The 20,193-nt window shown below is 74.6% G+C and carries 19 protein-coding genes; 4 read left to right on the top strand and 15 right to left on the bottom strand.

Annotation, left to right across the window (positions count from 1 at the left end; translation table 11 throughout):
• Nucleotides 1-4: 4 nt before the first annotated feature.
• The 10 genes from KZQ38_RS14660 to KZQ38_RS14705 form a co-directional block, all read right to left on the bottom strand.
• Nucleotides 5-1,177, bottom strand: a complete 1,173-nt coding sequence (locus tag KZQ38_RS14660) for an NAD(P)/FAD-dependent oxidoreductase (protein WP_219442315.1) — start codon at nucleotides 1,175-1,177, stop codon at nucleotides 5-7.
• A 141-nt stretch (nucleotides 1,178-1,318) separates the two neighbouring features.
• A complete protein-coding gene (locus tag KZQ38_RS14665; protein WP_219442317.1) occupies nucleotides 1,319-1,879 on the bottom strand; it encodes a hypothetical protein in 561 nt (186 codons plus the stop codon).
• On the bottom strand, nucleotides 1,876-2,652 hold the full coding sequence (locus KZQ38_RS14670) for an ABC transporter ATP-binding protein (RefSeq protein WP_372452248.1): 777 nt from the start codon (nucleotides 2,650-2,652) through the stop codon (nucleotides 1,876-1,878). The genes KZQ38_RS14665 and KZQ38_RS14670 overlap by 4 nt, the downstream gene beginning before the upstream one ends.
• A gap of 2 nt (nucleotides 2,653-2,654) precedes the next feature.
• Complete coding sequence (locus KZQ38_RS14675) at nucleotides 2,655-3,449, bottom strand: ATP-binding cassette domain-containing protein (RefSeq protein ID WP_219442320.1); 795 nt, start codon at nucleotides 3,447-3,449, stop codon at nucleotides 2,655-2,657.
• Nucleotides 3,446-4,276 carry an ABC transporter permease gene (locus KZQ38_RS14680; RefSeq protein ID WP_219442322.1) on the bottom strand — a complete coding sequence of 277 codons (831 nt, stop codon included), beginning with the start codon at nucleotides 4,274-4,276 and terminating at the stop codon, nucleotides 3,446-3,448. The genes KZQ38_RS14675 and KZQ38_RS14680 overlap by 4 nt, the downstream gene beginning before the upstream one ends.
• Complete coding sequence (locus KZQ38_RS14685) at nucleotides 4,273-5,223, bottom strand: ABC transporter permease (protein ID WP_219442324.1); 951 nt, start codon at nucleotides 5,221-5,223, stop codon at nucleotides 4,273-4,275. The genes KZQ38_RS14680 and KZQ38_RS14685 overlap by 4 nt, the downstream gene beginning before the upstream one ends.
• Nucleotides 5,220-6,764, bottom strand: coding sequence for an ABC transporter substrate-binding protein (locus KZQ38_RS14690; RefSeq protein ID WP_219442326.1), 1,545 nt, complete (start codon nucleotides 6,762-6,764; stop codon nucleotides 5,220-5,222). Before KZQ38_RS14690 ends, KZQ38_RS14685 begins: the two co-directional genes overlap by 4 nt.
• Before the next feature lie 20 nt (nucleotides 6,765-6,784).
• On the bottom strand, nucleotides 6,785-7,588 hold the full coding sequence (locus KZQ38_RS14695) for an alpha/beta fold hydrolase (RefSeq protein ID WP_219442328.1): 804 nt from the start codon (nucleotides 7,586-7,588) through the stop codon (nucleotides 6,785-6,787).
• Nucleotides 7,581-8,867 (bottom strand): O-acetylhomoserine aminocarboxypropyltransferase/cysteine synthase family protein, encoded by a 1,287-nt coding sequence (locus tag KZQ38_RS14700; RefSeq protein WP_219442330.1) that lies wholly within the window; start codon nucleotides 8,865-8,867, stop codon nucleotides 7,581-7,583. Before KZQ38_RS14700 ends, KZQ38_RS14695 begins: the two co-directional genes overlap by 8 nt.
• Entirely contained in the window at nucleotides 8,864-9,937 is a 1,074-nt protein-coding gene (locus tag KZQ38_RS14705; protein WP_219442986.1) for an isopenicillin N synthase family dioxygenase, read from the bottom strand. Before KZQ38_RS14705 ends, KZQ38_RS14700 begins: the two co-directional genes overlap by 4 nt.
• A gap of 117 nt (nucleotides 9,938-10,054) precedes the next feature.
• Here KZQ38_RS14705 and KZQ38_RS14710 point away from each other — a divergent pair, with 117 nt between their 5' ends.
• From KZQ38_RS14710 to KZQ38_RS14725, 4 genes are all read left to right on the top strand, one after another.
• Nucleotides 10,055-10,348 carry a hypothetical protein gene (locus tag KZQ38_RS14710; RefSeq protein ID WP_219442331.1) on the top strand — a complete coding sequence of 98 codons (294 nt, stop codon included), beginning with the start codon at nucleotides 10,055-10,057 and terminating at the stop codon, nucleotides 10,346-10,348.
• A 175-nt stretch (nucleotides 10,349-10,523) separates the two neighbouring features.
• A complete protein-coding gene (locus KZQ38_RS14715; protein WP_219442333.1) occupies nucleotides 10,524-11,540 on the top strand; it encodes an alpha/beta hydrolase in 1,017 nt (338 codons plus the stop codon).
• 195 nt (nucleotides 11,541-11,735) lie between these two features.
• Nucleotides 11,736-12,767: an alpha/beta fold hydrolase gene (locus tag KZQ38_RS14720; RefSeq protein WP_308258405.1), complete on the top strand. Its 1,032-nt coding sequence runs from the start codon at nucleotides 11,736-11,738 to the stop codon at nucleotides 12,765-12,767.
• A 64-nt stretch (nucleotides 12,768-12,831) separates the two neighbouring features.
• A complete protein-coding gene (locus tag KZQ38_RS14725) occupies nucleotides 12,832-14,604 on the top strand; it encodes an outer membrane protein assembly factor BamB family protein (RefSeq protein ID WP_219442337.1) in 1,773 nt (590 codons plus the stop codon).
• On the opposite strand, the gene KZQ38_RS14730 is transcribed toward KZQ38_RS14725, so the two are convergent.
• From KZQ38_RS14730 to KZQ38_RS14750, 5 genes are read right to left on the bottom strand one after another with little or no spacing between them, the layout of a single operon-like run.
• Nucleotides 14,597-15,016, bottom strand: a complete 420-nt coding sequence (locus KZQ38_RS14730; protein WP_219442339.1) for a carboxymuconolactone decarboxylase family protein — start codon at nucleotides 15,014-15,016, stop codon at nucleotides 14,597-14,599. The genes KZQ38_RS14725 and KZQ38_RS14730 overlap by 8 nt on opposite strands.
• On the bottom strand, nucleotides 15,013-16,509 hold the full coding sequence (locus tag KZQ38_RS14735; RefSeq protein WP_219442341.1) for a class I adenylate-forming enzyme family protein: 1,497 nt from the start codon (nucleotides 16,507-16,509) through the stop codon (nucleotides 15,013-15,015). The genes KZQ38_RS14730 and KZQ38_RS14735 overlap by 4 nt, the downstream gene beginning before the upstream one ends.
• Nucleotides 16,506-17,891, bottom strand: a complete 1,386-nt coding sequence (locus tag KZQ38_RS14740) for a CoA transferase (RefSeq protein ID WP_219442343.1) — start codon at nucleotides 17,889-17,891, stop codon at nucleotides 16,506-16,508. Before KZQ38_RS14740 ends, KZQ38_RS14735 begins: the two co-directional genes overlap by 4 nt.
• On the bottom strand, nucleotides 17,888-18,664 hold the full coding sequence (locus KZQ38_RS14745; protein ID WP_219442345.1) for a class I SAM-dependent methyltransferase: 777 nt from the start codon (nucleotides 18,662-18,664) through the stop codon (nucleotides 17,888-17,890). The genes KZQ38_RS14740 and KZQ38_RS14745 overlap by 4 nt, the downstream gene beginning before the upstream one ends.
• Nucleotides 18,661-20,184 (bottom strand): class I adenylate-forming enzyme family protein, encoded by a 1,524-nt coding sequence (locus KZQ38_RS14750; RefSeq protein WP_219442347.1) that lies wholly within the window; start codon nucleotides 20,182-20,184, stop codon nucleotides 18,661-18,663. The genes KZQ38_RS14745 and KZQ38_RS14750 overlap by 4 nt, the downstream gene beginning before the upstream one ends.
• Between the last annotated feature and the right edge of the window lie 9 nt (nucleotides 20,185-20,193).

Genomic DNA, 20,193 nt, shown 5'->3' on the forward strand with positions numbered 1-20,193 from the left:
GTGGTCACACGACGTGCGCTTCCGGGCGGGTCGGCGCGCGGCCCGCGAACCGGTCGGCGGACAGCGGCGCCACGTCCAGGAACGGCGGCACGCCCAGGTGCAGGTCGCGGAGCACTTCGCCCACCGCCGGTGCCTGGAGGAACCCGTGGCCGGAGAACCCGGTGGCGTACAGGAAGTTCGACGGCGACGAGGCGCGGCCGATGAGCGCGTTGTGGTCGGGCGTCACCTCGTACAGGCCCGCCCAGCCGCTGTGCAGGCCGACGTCCAGCAGGCGGGGCGCGCGCCGCGCGATGGCGGACGTCAGGCGGGGCAGCCACTCGTCCGAGTAGGCGAGGTGGAAACCCGGCTCCTGCTCCGGGTCCGACATGCCGAGCAGCAGGCCGCGGCCCTCGCGGTGGAAGTAGAACGACGACGAGAAGTCGATGGTCATCGGCAGCGGGTCGGGCAGGTCCGGCACCGGCCCGGTGAACAGGATCTGCCGCCGCAGCGGCGTCACCGGCAGGTCCACTCCCGCCATCGCCCCGACCTCCCGCGACCACGCCCCGGCCGCGCACACCACGGTCCCGGTGCGGATGGCGCCCCGGTCGGTGCGCACCGCGCGGACCTCGTCGCCCACCACGTCCAGGCCGACGACGGAGGTGCCCGTGAGCAGTGTCGCGCCCAGCCGGCGCGCCGCCGTCGCGTAGCCGAGCACCACGGCCTCCGGCGTGCAGTGGCCGTCGTCCGGCGAGAACGCGGCGGCGAGCACGTCGTCCGCGGCGATCAGCGGTGACAGCCGCCGCGCGGTGCGGCCGTCCACGATCCGGCTCGGCACGCCCAGCCGGTTCTGCACCGCCACGTGCCGCTCGAACGCCGCCACGTCGGCCGCCTCGGTGAGCAGGAAGAGGTAGCCGACGCGGTGCAGGTCGATCTCCTGGCCGGGTCGCTGCCCGAACCGGGCGAACGCCTCCAGGCTGCGCGCGCCGAGCAGGACGTTCAACTCGTCGGAGAACTGCGCCCGCACCCCGCCCGCCGCGCGGGACGTGGAGCCGGACCCCAACCCGGCCCGCTCCACCAGCACCACGTCCCGCACACCCGCCTCGGCGAGGTGGAACGCGGCACTCACCCCCACCACACCGCCGCCGACCACCACCACGGACGCCTCGGACGGCAACGGCTGGGTGCGTGTGGTGGCCACGGCGTCCCTTTCGTCGGGGGCTCGTCCTCATCGTGGTGGGCGGGAGCCGACCGCGTCCACCTGTCGCCCGGCGCACGCACGACCTCCGCCACCGACCTCACCCCGGCGAGAGGCGCGCCTCCCCCGCACCCGGCCACCACCTCACCGCCGCCACCCCAGGGCAGGCGCGACCTCCGCCACCACGCGGCTCAACGCGGCCACCGCCTCGTCCACGTCGGACGGCTCCAGCTCGGGCAGGAACCAGCCGTCCCCGGTGAGCAGGTCGGCCAGCGCCGGGTCGGACACCGCGAACCGGGGCCGCGCGGCGGCAGCGGCGTAGGCGGCGGCCAGGTCGCGCCGCCCGACCACCAGCCCGTCGCCCGTGCGGCCCGCCCGCTCCGCCTCCGCCACGTCCCGCGCGGACCGCCACAGCCTGCCCGCGAGGACGGTGCCGTCCGCCCCGCCGAACAGGACGTCCCGCAGCACGTCCGGCTCGTCCACGCCGAGTTCCAGCACCGCGGCGTCCGGTCCGCCGGTCACCGCGCCCAGCCGCAGCCCCGGCGCGCGGACCGCCGCCGCGCCCAGGAACACCAGCGGTGCGGTCAGCGGCATGTCCACCCAACCCCCGTCGAAGCCCAGCCGGTAGGCGGCGGCGAAGACGTCCAGCAGCACGCGGGGCTCCACCGCGCCGCGTGACCGGAACCCCAGCTTGAACCCGCTCACCCGATCTCCTCCGGCAACCGCGGCACGGCGTCCACCAACGCCCTCGTGCGCGGGTGGCGCGGCGCGTGCAGGACCTCCTCCGCCGGACCGCTCTCGACGACCTCACCGTCCGCCAGCACCAGCAGCCGGTCGCACAACCGCCGCACCACGCCGATGTCGTGCGACACCAGCACCAGCGACAGCCCGAACCGGTCGCACAGCCCGGCGACCAGGTCGACCACCCGCGCCCGCACCGAGGCGTCCAGCGCGGCGAACGGCTCGTCCGCCACCAGCACCCGCGGGTTCGGGGCCAGCGCGCGGGCGAGCGCGATCCGCTGCCGCTGCCCGCCGGAGAACTCGTGCGGGTACCGGGTGACCACGTCCGGGTCGAGGCCGACCGCGGCCAGCACCTCGGCCACCCGCCGGTCGTGGTCACCGGGCACCGCCAGGCACGCCAACGGCTCGGCCACGATCTCCCGCACCACGTGCCGCGGGTTCAGCGAGCCGTACGGGTCCTGGAGCACCACCTGCACCTCGCGGCGGAACCACGTCAGGTCACGACCGGCGACCACGCGACCCCGGTACCGGACGTCGCCCGCGTCCGGCCGGTCCAGCCCGAGCAGCAGGCGCACCAGCGTCGACTTGCCGGAGCCGGACTCGCCGACCACACCCAACCGACCGCCCTCCGCCAGGGACAGGCTCACGTCCCGCACCGCGTGCCGCCGCGGCGCGCGCTCGAACACCCGTCGGCGCGGCAGTCGGAACGACCGGTGCAGCCCGGTCGCCGCCAGCAGGGTCACGGCGCCACCTCCCGTCGTCGGAACGCCCCGGCACGCGCCAGGGCCAGCAGTTCCCGCGTCACCGGGTGCGCGGGCGCACGCAGCACGTCGGCCAGCGCGCCGCCCTCCAGCAGCCGCCCACCACCCAGCACGAGCACCCGCCGCACCATGTGCGCCAGCACGGCCAAATCGTGCGTGATGAACAGCAACGCCATGCCCTCCTCGGCCACGAGTCCGGCCAGCAGCCGCAGCACGCCCGCCTGCACGGTCGTGTCGAGCGCGGTGGTCGGCTCGTCCGCCACCAGCAACGCCGGGCGGCACGCCAGCGCGATGGCGAGGCCGACCCGCTGCCGCTGCCCGCCGGACAACTGGTGCGGGAACGCCCGCACCACGCGCTCGGGATCGGGCAGCCCGACCTTCGCCGCCAGCTCCACCGCCCCGGCCGACGCCGCCTTCCGCGACATGCCCCGGTGCGCGCGCAACGGCCACGCGATCTGCCTGCCCACGCGCATCAACGGGTCGAGCGCGGTGCGTGGTTCCTGGAACACCATCGCGATCCGCGACCCACGCACCGCCGACAGCTCCCGGTCGGAACGGCCGAGCAGGTCCACGCCGGCCAGCCGCACGCCGCCCTCGACCGTCATCCCCGCGGGCAGCAGACCCAGCAACGCCAGGGCCGTCAGCGACTTGCCCGACCCCGAGCCACCGACCAACCCGACCCGCTCGCCCGCGCCCACCGCGAAGTCCAGGCCGTCCAGCAGCACCCGGTCACCGGACCGCACGGTCAGGCCGGCCACCTCCAGCAGGCTCACCGGGCCGCCACCGCCCGGGGGTCGCCGGCGTCCCGCAGGGCGTCGCCGAGCAGGTTGCAGCCGAGCACGGTCACCGCGACGGCGACACCCGGCCAGATCACCAGCAGCGGCCGGGCGGCGAGGTGGGCCTGCTGCTCGTGCAGCATCCCGCCCCACGACGGGGAGGACGGCGACGCGCCGTACCCGAGGTAGGTCAACGCCGCTTCGGCCAGCACCGCCAGCGCCATCACCAGCGACAGCTGCACGACCAGCGTCGGTGCGACGTTCGGCAGCAGGTGCCGCCGGACGATCCGCCCGGTGCGCGCGCCGGACGCCCGTGCCGCCAGGACGTAATCGCTGCCCAGCACGGAAAGCAGCTCCGCTCGCGTCACGCGTGCCACGCCGACGCCGAAGCCGATGCCGATCGCCGCCACCACCGTGGCGAGCGAACTGCCGTACACCGCCGACAACACCATCGCGAGCAGCAGCGTCGGGAACGCCACCAGGACGTCGATCAGCCCCACCGCCGACGCGCGCAACGGGCGAGGTGCGAGCACCGCCGCCAACGCGAGCGCGACACCCACCACGGCCGCGACCGCCGCCGACGCCACCGCCGCGACCAGCGTGCCACCCGCGCCCGCGAGCAGTTGGCTGAACTGGTCGCGCCCGATGCGGTCGGTGCCCAGCAGGTGCCCCTCCCGCAACGGCGGCAGCCACGCCCGCGCAGGGTCGGCGGCCCGCGGGTCGAACGGCGTCCACCAGTACGACACCACGCCGCCCACCACCAGCAGGCCCAGCACGGCCAACCCGAACACGCCGCCCGGGCGGCGCAGCACCACGCGCGTCACCGCGGCTCCCGCAGCCGCGGGTCGATCAGCCGGTGCGCCACGTCCACCAGGAAACCGATCACCAGCACCACCGCCACCAGCAGGAACACCTCGCCCTGCACCTTGACCAGGTCGCGGTTGCCGACATCGGCCACCAGCATCGAACCCACACCGGGCAGGGCGAACACCCGCTCCACCACGACCGCGCCGACCAGCAGCGCCGCCAGTTGCAGCCCCAGCACGGACACCACGGGCAGCGCGGCGTTGCGGAAACCGTGCCGCCACAACGCCCGGCCCCTGGTGAGCCCGGTGGCCCGCGCGGTGCGGAGGTGGTCGGCGTGCAGCACGCCGACCACCGCCGACCGCACGAACCGCAGCAGCACCGCCCCCTCGGTGAGCCCGAGCGCGACGCACGGCAGCACCAGCGCGCGCGCCGCCGCGCCGGGATCGGCCCAGCCGTCGACCGGGAAGCCCTGCGCGGGCAGCCAACCCAGCCGCACCGAGAACACCAGCACCAGCACGAGGCCGAGCCACAGGGTCGGCACCGCGACGCCCACCTGCGCCAGCGCGGAGATGCCCGTGCCGACCGCCGTCCGCGACCGCAACGCCGCCCACGTCCCGAGCGGCACGGCCACGACGAGCGCCACCACCACCCCTCCGGCCGCGAGCGGTCCGGTCACCTGGAGCTTCCGCCCGAGTTCCGCGCCGACCGACGACCCGTTGAGCTGCGAGCGACCCAGGTCGCCACGCGCCACCCCGGCCAGCCACGACGCGTACTGCTCGACCAGGGGCCGGTCCAGGCCCAGGTCGGCGCGGATCGCCGCCAACCGCTCCGGCTCCGCCCGCAACCCGCCGATCGTGGCGGCCACGTCGCCGGGCAGCAGGCGCAGCAACGTGAAGACGAGCACGCCGGCCGCCGCCAGCGACAGCACCAGCAACCCGGTGCGGCGCACCAGGTACCACGTCACCGGGCCACCGCCAGCGCGGACAGGTCGTAGCGGTTGCTGGTCTGCGCCACCGGCACGCCGTACACGCCCTCGCGCACCACCGTGTGCGTCTGGTTGAGGAACAGCCAGTCCGCGGCGGCGTCCTCGGTGATCCGCCGCGCGACCTTCTTCAGCAACCCGTCGCGCTCCGCGTCGCTCGCGGCGGACCGCGCACCCGCGAACCACTCGCGCACCTGCTCGTCGGCGTAGCCGAAGTAGTAACCGGGTTTGGTGAAGTTCACCAGGTCCCGCGGTTCGGCGTGGTCCACGAGGCTGAGTTCGAAGTCCTTGTCCCGGTACACCCGCGACAGCCACGTCTGGAACTCGACCTGCCGCACGGTGAGCGTGATCCCGGCTTCCTTCAGGTTGGACACCAGGACGTCGCCGATCGACCGCGGGTAGATCGACGGCACGGTGAGCGTCACGGCCAGCCCGTCCGGGAAACCGGCCCGCGCCAACAACTCCCGGGCGCCGCCCGGGTCGTGCGCGTCGATCCCGGTCAGGTCCTCGTACCAGGGGTCCTGCGGCGGGACCGCGCTGCCGATCAGCGTGCCCGCGCCGACCGCGCCCACGACGTCCCGCTTGTCGATCGCCCGCCGGATCGCGCGCCGCACGTCCGGGTCGTCGAACGGGGCGCGGGTCGCGTTGAACGCCAGCGTGTACTTGTCGGTGGTGGTGCCGCGCAGGACGGTGAAACCGCCACCGGTGAACGGTCGCAGCAGCGTCGGGTCGGCCGCGGTCTGCACGTCGGTCTGCCCGGTCCGCTGGGCGTTGTCGGCGGCGTTGGGGTCCGGGATGTAGTGGAACACCACCTGCGCCACCTTGGGCCGCGCGCCCCGGTAGTCGGGGTTGCGGCGCAACGTGATGGTGGCGCCGCGGTTCCACCCGGCGAGCGTGAACGGCCCGGTGCCGTTGGCCGCGCCGTCCAGCGACGCGAAGTCCGTGCCCCGCCGGTAGACGACGCCACCGCGCTGGGCGAGGTTCCACAGCAGGAACGTGTCGCGCTGCCGCAACGACACCACGACGGTGGCCGGGTCGGGTGCGGTGACCGACGCGATGGCGTCGAAGTCCGCCGCGTACACGCCCTTCGAGCCGGGCGCGGTCTGCTGCTCCAGCGACCACACGACGTCCGCCGCCGTGAGCGGAGTGCCGTCGTGGAACCGCGCGCCGGAGACGAGGCGGAAGGTGTACGTGAGCCCGTCCGGCGACGCGGTGTGCGACTCGGCGAGCCGCGGCACGATCCGGTCGCCGTCGTCGGGGTCCACCGACAGCAGGCCCTCGTACACGTTGTCCAGCAACACCTGGTCGAGCGCGGCGCCGGCCGTGCCGAACAGGTTCAGGCTGGTGGGTTCGAGCACCGCCCGCACGTTCGCGGTGGCGTCCAGGTCCAGCCGGTCGTCCGGCGGGGTGGCCTCCTGGCCGCTCGCGACCGGACCGGGGTCGACGGCGTCACCCGTGCCGCACGCCGCGGTGCACAGGGCCGCCGCGATCAGGGCAGCCGGGATCCGGGCCAGGCGTCGCATGGTCCTCCTCGGTGCGGGCGTCAGCCCGTGTGCGCGGCGACGAACTCGGCGAACACCCGGTGCACGTCGTCGCGGTCGAGTTCGTTCAGGACGTTGTGGCGGTCGTCGGGGAAGACGGTGACGTGGCCGTCCGGCAGCTCCTCGGCGGCGCGGACGGCGTGCTCGGCGGACGCGATGTCGTCCTCCGCGCCGTGCAGCAGCAGGACCGGCAGGCGCAACGCGCCCACCGCGGCGTGCAGCCGGGGCGCCGCCGCGGTCAACGCGTGCAGCGTTTCCCGCCGCAGGCCGCCCTGCCAGGTCAGCGGGTCCTCGCGGATCCGCTGGGCGTGAGCGGGGTGGCGGGTCAGCTCGCCCGGGTCCTTGCGCAGGTCCCACGGGTCGACACCGGACGCGAGCAACGCGGCCAGTGGCGAGTACCCGGGCAGCAGGGACGCGCCGCTCAGCACCAGCGCGTCCGGCGCGTCGGCGGTGCCCACGAGTTGTTCCGCGGTGAGCAGGGCGGCCACCGTCGCGCCGAGCGAGTGGCCCGCGAGCACCACCGGCAGGCCGGGGTGTTCCGCGCGGGCCAGGCGCAACGACGTGGCGGCGTCCGCGACGAGGTCGTCCACCGAGTCGACCAGCACCCGCACGCCCTCGCTCCGGCCGTGACCCGCGTGGTCGTGCGCCCAGAACGCGAACCCGGCGGAGCCCAGCGCGGCGGCCAGCGCGTCGTAGCTGCCGATGTGCTCGCCCAGGCCGTGCAGGAAGACCACCAGCGCCGAGGGTTCCGGCGGCGACCACCGTCCGAAGTGGATCGTCCCGGTGCGGCCCGCGAACTCACCCATCGGCCAGTCCCCGGTCCAGGTCCGCGACCAGGTCGGCGACGCCCTCGATGCCGACCGAGAGCCGCACCAGGCCGGGCGTGACGCCGCTCGCCCGCTGCTGCTCCGGCGAGAGCTGGGCGTGCGTGGTGGACGCCGGGTGGATCACCAGGCTGCGCACGTCGCCGATGTTGGCCAGATGGCTGAACAGCTCCAGCCGGTCCACCAGCCGCCGACCCGCCGCCGCGCCGCCCGCCAGCTCGAACGCCACCACCGCGCCCGCGCCGAGCGGCAGGTACCGCTTCGCCGCGTCGTGCCAGCGGTTGCCGGCGAGCCCGGCGTAGTGGACCCCGGACACCTCCGGCCGCGTGGCGAGCCACCCGGCGACCGCCTCGGCGTTGGCCACGTGCCGCGTCATCCGCAGCGACAGCGTCTCGATCCCCTGGAGCAGCAGGAAGCTGGTGAACGGCGACACCGCCGGACCGAGGTCGCGGACCAGTTTCGCGCGCAGCCGCAACGCGTACGCCAGGTCGCCGAAATCCGTCCCGAACACCACGCCGCGGTAGCTCGGGTCGGGCTGGTTGAACCGCGGCCAGCGCGCGGGGTCGGCGGTGAAGTCGAACCGGCCGCCGTCCACCACGACCCCGCCGATGCCGGTGCCGTGGCCGGACAGGAACTTGGTGGTGGAGTGCACCACGATGTCGGCCCCGTGCTCGAACGGCCGGCACAGGTACGGCGTGGGCACGGTGTTGTCGACGACCAGCGGCACGCCCGCGTCGTGCGCCACGTCCGCGACCGCCGCCACGTCCAGCACGTTGCCGAGCGAGTTGCCGATGCTCTCCGCGTACAGGGCTCTGGTGCCGGGCCGGATCGCGGCACGCCACTCGCCGAGGTCGTCCGGGTCGCGCACGAAGCCCACCTCGATCCCGAGGTCGGGGAAGGTGTGCGCGAACAGGTTGTACGTGCCGCCGTACAGCGCCGACGACGCCACCACGTGATCGCCGGCACGCGCGAGGTTCAGCAACGCCAGCGTGGACGCGGCCTGACCGCTGGCGACGGCGACCGCCGCCACCCCGCCCTCCAGGTCGGCGATGCGCTCCTCCGCCACCTGCGTGGTCGGGTTCGACAACCGCGTGTAGGCGTGGGATTCCAGGTCGCGCAGCGCGAACGCCTCGGCGGCGTGCTCGGCGCTGTCGAAGGCGAACGACGTCGTCTGGTAGATCGGCGTGGCCCGCGCGCCGGTCACCGGGTCGGGCCGCGCGCCGGCGTGGACCTGGCGCGTCTCGAACGACCAGCCGGTCATCCGCGGTCCGCCACCACGTCGCCCCACCACCGCCGCGCCACGGCCGGGTGGGAGCGGAGCCAGCCGACCAACGCGTTCTCCCCGTACGCGGCGAGCAGCGGGTTGTCCGCCTCCTGCGACACGCCACGCGCACCGGCCGCCAGGTCGGCGGGCAGCACCAGCGGCTCGACCACGGCGTCCAGGCGCGGGCCGAGGAAGAACGGCACGGAGAACCGCTCGACGCCGGCGGGCGGGCTGACCACGCGGTGCCTGGTCGCCGTCAGGTACCCCTGCGTGGCGATCTCCAGCATCTCGCCGATGTTGAACACGAAGCTGCCCGGCACCGGGGCCGCGTCCAGCCAGCCGCCGTCGGCCGCCTGCACCTGGAGCCCGCCGACGTCGTCCTGCTGCAACAACGCCAGGTAGCCGTAGTCCTTGTGCGCGCCCACGCCCTGGTCGGCGTCGGGCGCCGGGCGGCCCGGGTAACGGATGATCTTCACGTGGGTCGCGGCCTCCTCGTCGAACCACGTGTCGAAGTAGCCCTCGTCCTGCCCGAGCGCCGCCGCGAGCGCGCGCAGCACCTCCCGGCTCACCCGCAGCGCCTCGGCCTGCCACGCGAGCGTCGTGGCACGCAGTTCCGGCAGCGCGGCGGGCCACTGGTTCGGCCCGATCAGCCGCAGCCACGCCGGGTCGCCGGGCGCGAGGTCGAGCGCGGCCCGCTCCGGGCCGATGTCGAGCTGCTCCCGCCAGTCCGGCGCGCCACCCGTGTACTCGTGGCCGGTGCGCGTGTAACCCCGGAACTGGGGCGAGTTGACGTTCTCCACGGCCAGCCGGTCGGCCTCGGGCAGGCTGAAGAACTCCCGCGCCACGCGGAAGATGCCGGTGGTCAGCTCCTCCGGCACGCCGTGCCCGACGACGTAGAAGAAGCCCACCTCGTGCGCGGCGCGCCGCAGCCCGGCGAGGAATTCCCCCCGGTCGGCGCCCGGGTCGCGGAACCGGGAGATGTCGATCAACGGCAGCGCGGTGGCGTTCGAGGAACTCACGAGCCCGAGCGTAGGGCGCGCCGACCCGCCGGAACCGCCTTCCCACATCCCGGACACGCTTGCACGTTCGGGTGAAGCGACCGTGCCGGAACACGGTGAAGCGCTTGGCGCGCAGGGACTTTGGTCCCTGCCGCCACCGGGCGCGGCCGTGTTTGGCTCTCCGGCGTGGACAACAACACGTACTGGTTGAAGCGGGCGGTGGCGGAGCGGACCGCGGCGTTCGACTGGGCGCCGGTGGTGTGGTCGGCGGAACGGGCGTGCTGCTGCGCGGCCGAGCCGTCGGTCGTCGTGCTGGTGACGCCGCCCGGCGCGGACCACGCGGTCGACCTCCTGCTGTGCCGCCACCACCACGAGCGGTCGCGGGCGGCGCTCGCCGGCGTGGCGGTGTTCGACGTGGGCGGTCCGGTGCACGACGCCACGCGGGTTGTCCACCAGGCGGTGCCGCTCGGCTGGTGGTGACCCGGGAACATTCATCGCCGATGAATGTTCTTTTCGCCGGAACACTATTCCAAACGGGCACCGTAACGGCCCTGACGGGTGAACGCATTACCCGGAAGAGACGACAACTGTCACGGTTGTAGCCTGCTCGTCTCATCCGACTCCCCGCAAATGCCGATCCCCGAGAGGATGCGCCGTGCGATCACCCCGCACCCTGGCCGCGGCACTTCTGCTCATCGTCACGCTCACCACACCGGCCGGTGCGCGCACCGCGACCGTCGACTGCTCGGAAGCCGAACTGCCGGTGTCGGTGGGCCTGCTCACCCAGACCGTGCGCGGGCAGCTCTGCCGCCCGGCGGGCACGACACCCGGCACCGTGCAGCTGCTCGTCCACGGCGCGACCTACAGCAGCCGGTACTGGGACTTCCCGTTCGACGGCCACCGGTACTCCTACCAGCGCGACCTGGCGACGCGCGGTATCGCGACATTCGCGTTCGACGCCATCGGCTCCGGCCGCAGCGACCACCCGCTCAGCGTCCTGGTCACCGGCGTCGCCCAGGCGTCGGTGGTGCACCAGCTCGTCGGCAAGCTGCGGTCCGGCCACGTCCTCGGCCGGCGGTTCGAGCGGGTGGTGCTGGTCGGCCACTCGATGGGCTCCGGGCTGGCGGTGGTGGCCGCCGCCACCTACCGCGACGTGGACGGCGTCGTGCTCACCGGCTACTCGCACGCGGTGAACATGGTGGAGTTCGTCCGCATCTTCGCCCAGGGCATCCGCCCGGCCGCGCTGGACCCGACGCTCGTGCGGCGGGGCACCGACCCGGGCTACATCACCACGGCGGCGGGCCAGCGGCGCGTCTTCCACGACCCCGGCGTGGTGGACCCGGCGGTCGTCGACGCCGACGAGGACACCAAGGACCAGGTGCCCGCCACGATCGTCCCCGACCTGTTCCCGCTCGCTTTCGTCAGCCCGTTGAGCAGGCAGATCGACGTGCCGGTGCTCCTGGTGAACGGCGCGGCGGACCGCATCTTCTGCGCCGCGGTGTGCGCGGACCGCGCTCGGCTGCTGGACGCGGAACGGCCGTACTTCGCGCCGACCACGCCGGTCGACGCGTACCTGCTGCCCAACGCCGGCCACACGCTCGGCTACGCACCGAACGCGGCCGACTACCGCACCGCCGTGGCGGAGTGGATGTCCGCCCGCTTCGGCGAATGACCCGGTGACGGCGGCGAGTGGTACGCGCGCCACTCGCCGCCGTTCCGGCCGCGACCGGTAGGTCCACAACGCACGATCGTGGTACGGGAGCGCAGAGTCGATCACCGTCGTGTGGCCGCTGAGCAGCCGATGAGGCAGATTCCGGGACGGGGTCCAACCGGCCCCGCGTCCAGCCTGCCGACCGGAGGGCCAGCCGTGACCGAAACCCAACGCTACGACCTCGGTGACTTCACCTTGCAGCACGGCGCGACCCTGCGCGGCGCGCACCTCGCCTACGCCACTTACGGCACCCTGAACTCCGACAAGTCCAACGCCGTCGTGTACCCGACGTGGTATTCCGGGCGGCACGTGGACAACGAGTGGCTTATCGGTCCCGGTATGGCGCTCGACCCCGACAAGTTCTTCATCATCGTGCCGAACATGCTCGGCAATGGTTTGTCGAGTTCGCCGAGCAACACCACGGGCGCGTACGCCGGTCCGCGTTTCCCCGGTGTCACGTTCTACGACCAGGTCCGCGCGCAGCACCAACTCGTCACGCGGCATTTCGGCATCGAGCGGCTGGCGCTCGTCACCGGGTGGTCGATGGGCGCGGGGCAGACCTACCAGTGGGCGGTCAGCTACCCGGAGATGGTCGAGCGGATGGCCCCGTTCTGCGGGTCATCCCGGACCAGCTACCACAACAAGGTCTTCCTGGAGGGCGTGAAGGCCGCGCTCACCGCGGATTCCGCGTACGCCAACGGCTGGTACGGCGACCGCCTGCCCGTGGTCGGCCTGCGCGCCGCCGCGCGCGTGTACGCCGGTTGGGGTTTCTCCCAGGCGTTCTACTGGGACAAGGAGTACGAGAAGCTCGGGTACACGTCGCTGGAGGACTTCCTCGTCGGCTTCTGGGAGGGCTTCTTCCTGGACGACCGCGACCCGAACAACCTGCTCGCGATGATCTGGACGTGGCACCACGCCGACGTGGGCCTCACCCCGGGCTTCGACGGCGACACGGTGGCGGCGCTGAACTCCATCCGCGCCACCGCCCTGGTGATGCCCGGCGAGAAGGACCTGTACTTCCCGCCGGAGGACGAGGCGTGGGCGGTGAACCACATCCCCAACGCCGAGCTGCGCGTCATCCCCGGCACGTGGGGCCACTTCTCCGGGAACGGCATCAACGACGACGACACGCGGTTCATCGACAACGGGCTGCGCGAGCTGCTGGACCGCCCCGGCGGCCTCGGCTGACCCCACCCGGCGCGCGGGAACGGCCGACCGCGCTCCTCCGTCAGATGCCGCGGAGGTGCCGGACATGGTGCGTTGCACAACGTTCGTCGGCCTGGTGTGCGCCGCGGTCGCGCCGTTCCTGCCGGGTGGCGCGGGACGTCCGCAGCCGGTGGACGAGGTGGTGATCGGACTCGCGGTCGGCCTGGCGGCGGCGGTGGCGTTGAGCTTCACCCGCCCGCCGGTCACGCGCGTCGTGGCGGTGGTGGGCGCGGTCGCCGTGCTGGCGGCGACCGCGGACCTGCTCGCCGACGACCTGGGCTCCGGCTTGACCGCCGCCCGGCTGCCGGTGCTCGCGGTGGGCGCGCTGGCGGTCGCCGCCGGGGCCGCTTTCGCCGCCGGTCAACGAACCCGCGCGCCGAACACGCCCGGGACGTCCGACTCCTCCGACACGCCCGGCACGCCCCGCACGTCCGACTCACCCCAAACGCCCGGCTCCCCCGAGACGTCCGACTCCTCCAGCGGACTCGGCACGCCCCGCACGTCCGACTCCGCCGCGGCCGGTGCCCGTCGTGGTCGGTGGGTCCGTCCCCGCACACCCGGCCCCACCGAGGCCGGTGCCCGTCGCGGCCCACGGGTCCGCGTGCCCGACGTGGTGGTGGCGGTGGGCATGGCGGCTGCCGCTGTGGTCGCGCCCGACGTCGCGCGCGCCTCCGTTGTCGACTCGCAGCCCCGGGACGAGCGGCTCGCCGAGCCGCCACCCCTGGTGGACCGGCTGACCGGACGGCAGTGGTCGTGGCAACCGGCCGCCGACGTGGTCGACGTCGTCGCCGCCGGGCACGGTGTCGTGGTGGGCGTGAACGACGGTTCGGTGGTGGCGCTGGACGGTCCGGACGGCAACGAGCAGTGGCGGTACGCCCGGCGCGACGGGAAAGTCGCCTCCGTGACCGCGTCGCCCGACCGCCGCGCGGTCGTCGTGTCGTACCGGTCCCGCACGGACAGCCGGGCACTGCTGCTGGTCGTGCTGGACGCGGGCACGGGTGTGGTCCGCTTCGAGAAGGTGGTGCCCGTCGCGCTGGTGGACCGGGAGGGACCGGTGCCGGGCACGCGGGTCCTGGCACTGCGCGACCACGACGCGATCACCGCCTACGACCTGCTCACCGGCGACGAGAAGTGGCGTTGGACCGCACCCGGCGGTTGCGGCTCGCCCTACACGCGGCCCGCGCGCGGCAAGAGCACCGTGTTCGCCGCCGTGGAGTGCCCGGACCTCCTGCGCGTCGTCGCCCTGGACGAGGGAACCGGCGTGGAGCGGTGGAAGCACGAACTGGCGACCGGTCCGGGCGACGAGCGCCAGGACGTCCGGCTGGACGCCACGACGGACGGCGCGGCGCTGTCCGTCCGGGTGTTCACGAGCCGGTCGCTGCCGCCGGGCGCGGTGACGTCGGGTGTGTTCGACGCGGAAACCGGCGCGGTGCTCGCCCGACCGGACCGGCGGTGGACCGTCCGCACCCGGACGGGACCGCGGGTGTTGCTGGAGGTCCAGGACGGCGCGACGCCCACCGAGACCCACGTGCTCGACCTGACGTCCGGCGAGAGCACACCGCTCGACACCGCGGCGTGCGCGCAACGCGTCGCCGACGCCACCACTTCCGGCTCATACCTGCGCGCGTGTGACGACACGGGCCGTGACCTGAAGATCGTCACGCAGGACCTGGCCGGTGGCACGCCGGTCACGACACCGGTCCGCCTCGACGGTTCCGGTGCGTCGGCCAAAACAGCCCTGGTGGCCGCGCCGGGCGCGGTCGTGGTGACCCGCACGTCGCTCGGCGGCACGCCGGCACCCGTGGTGGGCCTCACCTGACGCCCATGCCGACGGCCATGCGGTTGAAGGAGTTCACCACCACCGCGAGCCAGATCAGCTGCTGCACACCGGGTTCGCCGAACGCGCCGATCGCGGCGGTCCGCACGTCCTCCGGCACGCCGTCGCGGATCAGGGTCACCGCGTCCACGAGCGCGAACGCGGTGCGCTCCGCCGGCGTGAACGCGGGGTGCGTGCGCCAGTCGTCCACGTGGTCCACGCGCTCCCGGCTCTCACCCGCCGCGAGCGCCTGCCCGGAGTGCAGCCGCGTGCAGTAGGAGCAGCCGTTGAGGCGGGAGCACCGCAGCCGCAGCAGTTCCAGCAGGCCGGCCGGGAACTCGGCGTCCGCGTCCACCGCCTGGTGCAGCGCGAGCAGGCCCTGGTAACCGGGTCCGGCGAACGGGTCGAGGGTCATCGGGCGGCTCCGTGGCGCTCGGCGGCGAGCCGGGCGAGGGTGTGCAGGCACACCTTCCCGGTGCGCCCCAACGGGAACTCCGGCAGCACCAGCAGGTACTCCGGCAGCTTGTGCCTGGTGACGCCCTGGCGGTCGGCCAGGAAGTCGGTCAACTGAGCCAGGTCCGGCGCGGCGCGGCCGGGTTTGGGCCGGACGCACGCGCACAGCCGCTCGCCGAGGTCCGGGTCCGGCACCGGCACGCACGCCACCTCGGACAGGTCCGGGTGCGCGCCGAGCGCCTGCTCGACCTCGGCCGGGCTGATGGTGTAGCCGCCGCGGATCACGACCCGGTTGCGCCGCCGCAGCACGTGCAGCGTGCCGTCCTCGTCGAACCGGCCCTCGTCGCCGGTGCGCACCCAGCCGCCGGGCAGCCGGGGCGACGGCGCGCCGACGTGGCACAGCGGCGTCATCGGGCCGAGGGCGCAAATCTCACCTTCTACCAAGCGGATACCGGTGACCGCCGGGTCCGGCGTGCCGACGCCGTGCTCCGGGGTCGCCGTGTGGCAGTTGACGCCGTCCGACGAGCCGTAGACGTTGATCACGTCCACGCCGAACGCCTCGCGGCAGGCCCGCAACGTGGCCGCCGGCAGCACGTCACCGCTGGACACCAGGGCCCGCACCGACGAGGTGTCCTCAGTGGACACGAGGTCGGCCATCCGGCGCAGCATCGCGGGCACCCCGAACACGTGCGTCGGCCGGTGCTCGGCCACCACGCGCAATGCGGCGGCGGCGTCGAACCGGCGCATCAGCAGGAGCGTGCCGCCGAACCGGCACAGCGTGATCGCCGCGCCGAACGACCCGAACGCCGACGACAGCGGGACGAGCACCAGGTCGCGCCACACCGCGGTGCCCCGGTGCACGGCCCGCAGGTAGTTGCCCCGGCCGCCGGCGACCGCGTTGTGCGAGTAGGCCACCATCTTCGGCGCGGCCTCCGAGCCGGACGACACCAGGATGCGTGCCGGTGCCTCGGGATCGACCGGGACGGGGCGCGCCCGCGGTCCGCGCGCGGTCACCGGCAGCACCGCGCGCAGCCACGGCAGGCCGTCCGGCGCGGGCGCGTCCGTGATCAGGGCGCTCGCCCGGGACCGGCCGAGCAGGCTCACCGCGTCCGCGCACCCGCCCGCGAAGGGCAGCGCCACCGCGCCGACCGCGGCCACGGCGAGTTCGGCCACCACCGCGTCCCGGCCGTTGGGCAGCCGCACGCCGATGACGTCCGCCGGGCCGAACCCGTCCAGCGCGCCCGCGAGCCGCCGCACCTCGTCGTCCAGCGAGGCGTAGTCCAACGCGCCGCGCTCGTCCACGACGGCGGTGCGGCCGGGGTGCTTCGCGACCTGCTCGCGGAACAACGAGTACAGGTCGCGGTCGGGGCAGTGCCCGGCGTCGACCCACTGCCGCCGCAACGCGGCGGGCACCAGGTCGGGCAGCTCCAGCCCGTTGCGCGAACGCCACGTCATCGGACGAACTCCCAGGGGGAAGCGGGGAACACGCACTCCGCGCGCTCCAGGGCGCGGGCGAACCGCGGGTCGCGGGCCAACGCGGCGAGGTCCGTGCACACGGGAACGGTGCGTGGTGCGGCGCACCGGCCGCGGGTGCGGGCGTTGAGCCGGGACGCCGCGGACAGCAGCGACGATTCCACCGACTGCCCCCGCCCCGTGCGCGCCCGCCGCAGCAGTGCCGTGACGACCCCGTGCGCGGCGACCAGTCCGCCGAACACGTCCACGACCGTCATCAGGCTCGACGGCACCCCGGCGTGCGCCTGCACCACGAAATCGGTGCCCAGCGGCGGTCGCGGCCCCAGCGCGTCGCCCCAGCCGGAGGCGTGGGCGTACACGATGCCCGGTCGCACGCGTGCGAAGTCCGCGGCCTCCAGCGACCAGACGGCGGCCCGGCCGGGCGCCCAGTTGTGCAGGAACACGTCGGCGGTCGACGCCAGCTCCAGCACCTCCCGGCGGCCCGCGACGGTGCCCAGGTCGATCTCCAGCACCTGCTTGCCGCGGTTGAGGGCGCGGAAGCGGGCCGAGCAGTCGCCCGCCATCGGCGGCACGCCGCGCAGCGGGTCGCCGCCGGGTGGTTCGACCCGGACCACGGTCGCGCCGAGCCGCGCCAGCAGGTGCCCCGCCAGCGGGCCCTGCACCCGGCGGCACGACTCCAGCACCACCAGCCCGGACAGCGGCAGCTCACCGGCGGGCGGCAGCGGACCGGCCGGGCCGAGCGGCGTCGCCCGGAACGGCGGCAGGTCGTCCACCGGCCGGTCCGCGACCCGCACCAGGGTGGTGCCGGTCGCCCGCGCCACGTCCTCCAGCACGCCGATGCGGGTGCTGGCGGTGGCGGCCACCAGCTCGGCGGGCAGCGGGCAGGTGGCGGTCGCGAACCGGGGCTGGAACGACCGCCAGCCCCGCGCGACGGCGGTGGGCGCGACGCCCAGCGTGCTCCAGAACCGCTGCCACACCTCGGGGTCCAACGCCTCCAGCTCGAAGGCCACGCCGTCCGCCGAGGTGAACGGCGGCCCGCCCGGCAGGTGCGGTTCCGACCACGGCTCGGCGGTCGCCGCCGCCAGGTACTGCGCGACCGCGAGCAGCGCGGCCTGCGCGACGGACGTGGTGGCGTGCCGCAGCGCGAGACCCCGCGCGCGGGCCACCTCCACGGCCACCGCGCCGATCTCGGCCAGTTCGACGCCGGAGACCGTCGCGTAGTCCAGCCCGAGCCTGGTCGGTCGACCGTGCCGGCGGCCGTGGACGTGCATCAGGCCGCACGCCGCCTGGACGTCCAGCTCGCCGGTCAGCGGCAGGTCCACCGGACCCGCCCAGCTCAGGGTGTCCGGGGCGAGCGCGGTCACGGCCGCCTCCCCTGCACGGAGTAGACGACGCACGACGAGGCGCGGAACCCGGGGTCGGCCAGCACGTCCCGCACCCGCCGCAGGTCGTCGTCGGTCATCCCGGCGGCCGTGAGCCGGTCGCGCAGGTGGTGGGTGTGGTGGACGAGCAGCCGCACGGCGGGCGAGCCGGCCCGCCACGGCTGCGTCACCGGCACCGGGTCGACGTCGACCAACCCGGCCGCGACCATCGACGCCGCGGCCTTGCGACCCCACTCGCCGTCCGAGCCGGCCGCCGCGAACACCCGCTCCTTGGCCGCCAGGTACGCCTCGTACCGGGCCGCAGCCTCGTCGTCCGGCGCGACCAGCACGGGGCCGTAGGACTTGTCGAAGTCCTCGACCTGGAGCCAGCCACCGGGTTTGAGGGCGCGGACCAGCTTGCGCAGCACCGCGTCCCGCTCCGGCAGGTGCGCCAGCACGAGCCGGGCGTGCACCAGGTCGAACTCGCCCTCGGGCAACGGGTCCCGCACGACGTCGTGCCGGACGGTGGTCAACCCCGGCGCGGGTGGCACGTGCTCGGGTCGCAGGTCGGTGGCGAGCACCGAACCGGTCCGCCACGCGAGCCAGTGCGCGACGCTGCCGCCGCCCGCGCCGACCTCCAGGCAGCGCCAGCCCGCGCGGACGCCGGTGCGCGCGAGGCGGTCGAGCGTGAGCGGGTCGTACGCCTCGGCCAGCAGCCGGAACTGCTCCCGCGCGTGCACGCCGTGGTCGGCGAAGACGTAGCCGGTGGTGGTCATGTCCACCGCCCGCTGCCGTGCGACTCGGCCGCGCCGACCAGCGAGGCCAGCAGCTCCAGCCGCCGCACCTTGCCGGTGCCGGTGCGCGGCACCCGGTCCCAGGTGAGCACGCGCGGCGCGGCCAGCGGCGGCAGCCCGTCCGCCACCGCGCGCCAGCGGTCGCGGTCCAGCAGGCCGTCCGCGGTCACCAGCACGGGCACCGGCAGGCTGCCTCGTGTCCCGAGCACCACGCACTCCAGCACCTCGGGCAGCCGGTCCTCCACCCGGTCCTCCACCTCCAGGCAGCTCAGGCCGGGCGCCGCGTCCACCTCGCGGTCGAGCAGCAGCACCCGACCGGTCCGGGTGCGCACGCCGAGGTCGCCGGTGTTCCACCAGCGCCCGGAGTTCTTGGCCAGCCACCGGTCCTGCTCGCCGACGTACCCCGTGCACCGCGCCTTGGTCCGCGCCAGGACGAGGCCGGGCACGCCACGCGGCACGGGCGTGAACGTCTCCGGGTCCACCACGCGCAGCCGGGTCCGGCCGGGCACGGGGCGACCGAGGTCGCGGGCGGTCTCCTCGCGCGCGGCGGCGGCGCGCGTGAGGAAGCGGAACGTCAGCGGCCCGGTCTCGGTCTGCCCCCAGCCCTGCACCCACACCGGGCGCTTGCGCTCGGACGCGCCGAGCATGGTGCGCATGGCGGGCGGGTGCATCGCGTCGTAGGTGCTGATGTAGAGCCGGACCGAGCGGAACGGGTTGGCTGCGGAGTTCGCCAACCGCTGCCAGCGCACGTACACCGAGGGCAACGCCTCCACCACGGTGGGCCGGTGGTCGGCGAGCACCTGTTGCGCGGAGTCTGGCTCGCTGAGCACGAGGACCTGGCGCGGCGCCATGCTGAACACGACGCCGGTCCAGCAGAAGGTGCGGCCGTGGGCGTAGGAACTCGCGTTGGCCACCACGTCGTCGCGCCGCAGTCCGATGACCGGCAACCAGGTGGACTCGAACCGCGCCAACTGGTTCACCAGCGTCCCGGTGGTGTGCACGACGAGCTTGGGGACGCCGGTGGTGCCGGAGGTGTGGTTGACCACCAGCGGGTCGTGGTCGTCCCGCCGCCACGGGCCCGGTGCGCGCGTGCCCCGCACGTCGTCCAGGGTCAGCTCACCGTGGCCCAACGACAGGACGCGCCGCGCGTGGTGGGCGGCGAGCGGCCGGTCGGTCACCACCACGGCGGGTTCCAGCCGCTTCAGCAGGGTCTCCAGCACGTCGTCGGAGAGGTGCCCGGACAGCAGCGCGGGCACCGCGCCCAGCCGGATCGCCGCGCACGCCAGCAGGTCGTAGTCGTAGTGGTTGCGCTTCACCACGGCCACCCGGTCACCGGGTCGCACGCCCGCGCCGTGCAGCCAACCGGCGGCGTCGACCACCAGTTCCGCCAGTTGCGGCACGGTGAACCGGGTGCCGCGTTCCGGCGCGATGTCGAACGGCCGGTCCAGCACGAGCGCGGTGTGCGCGCGCCGGGCCGCGCACTCCTCGAACAACGTTCCCATGTCCCGCGG

Source organism: Saccharothrix obliqua (assembly GCF_019375475.1).
Classification (GTDB): domain Bacteria; phylum Actinomycetota; class Actinomycetes; order Mycobacteriales; family Pseudonocardiaceae; genus Actinosynnema; species Actinosynnema obliqua.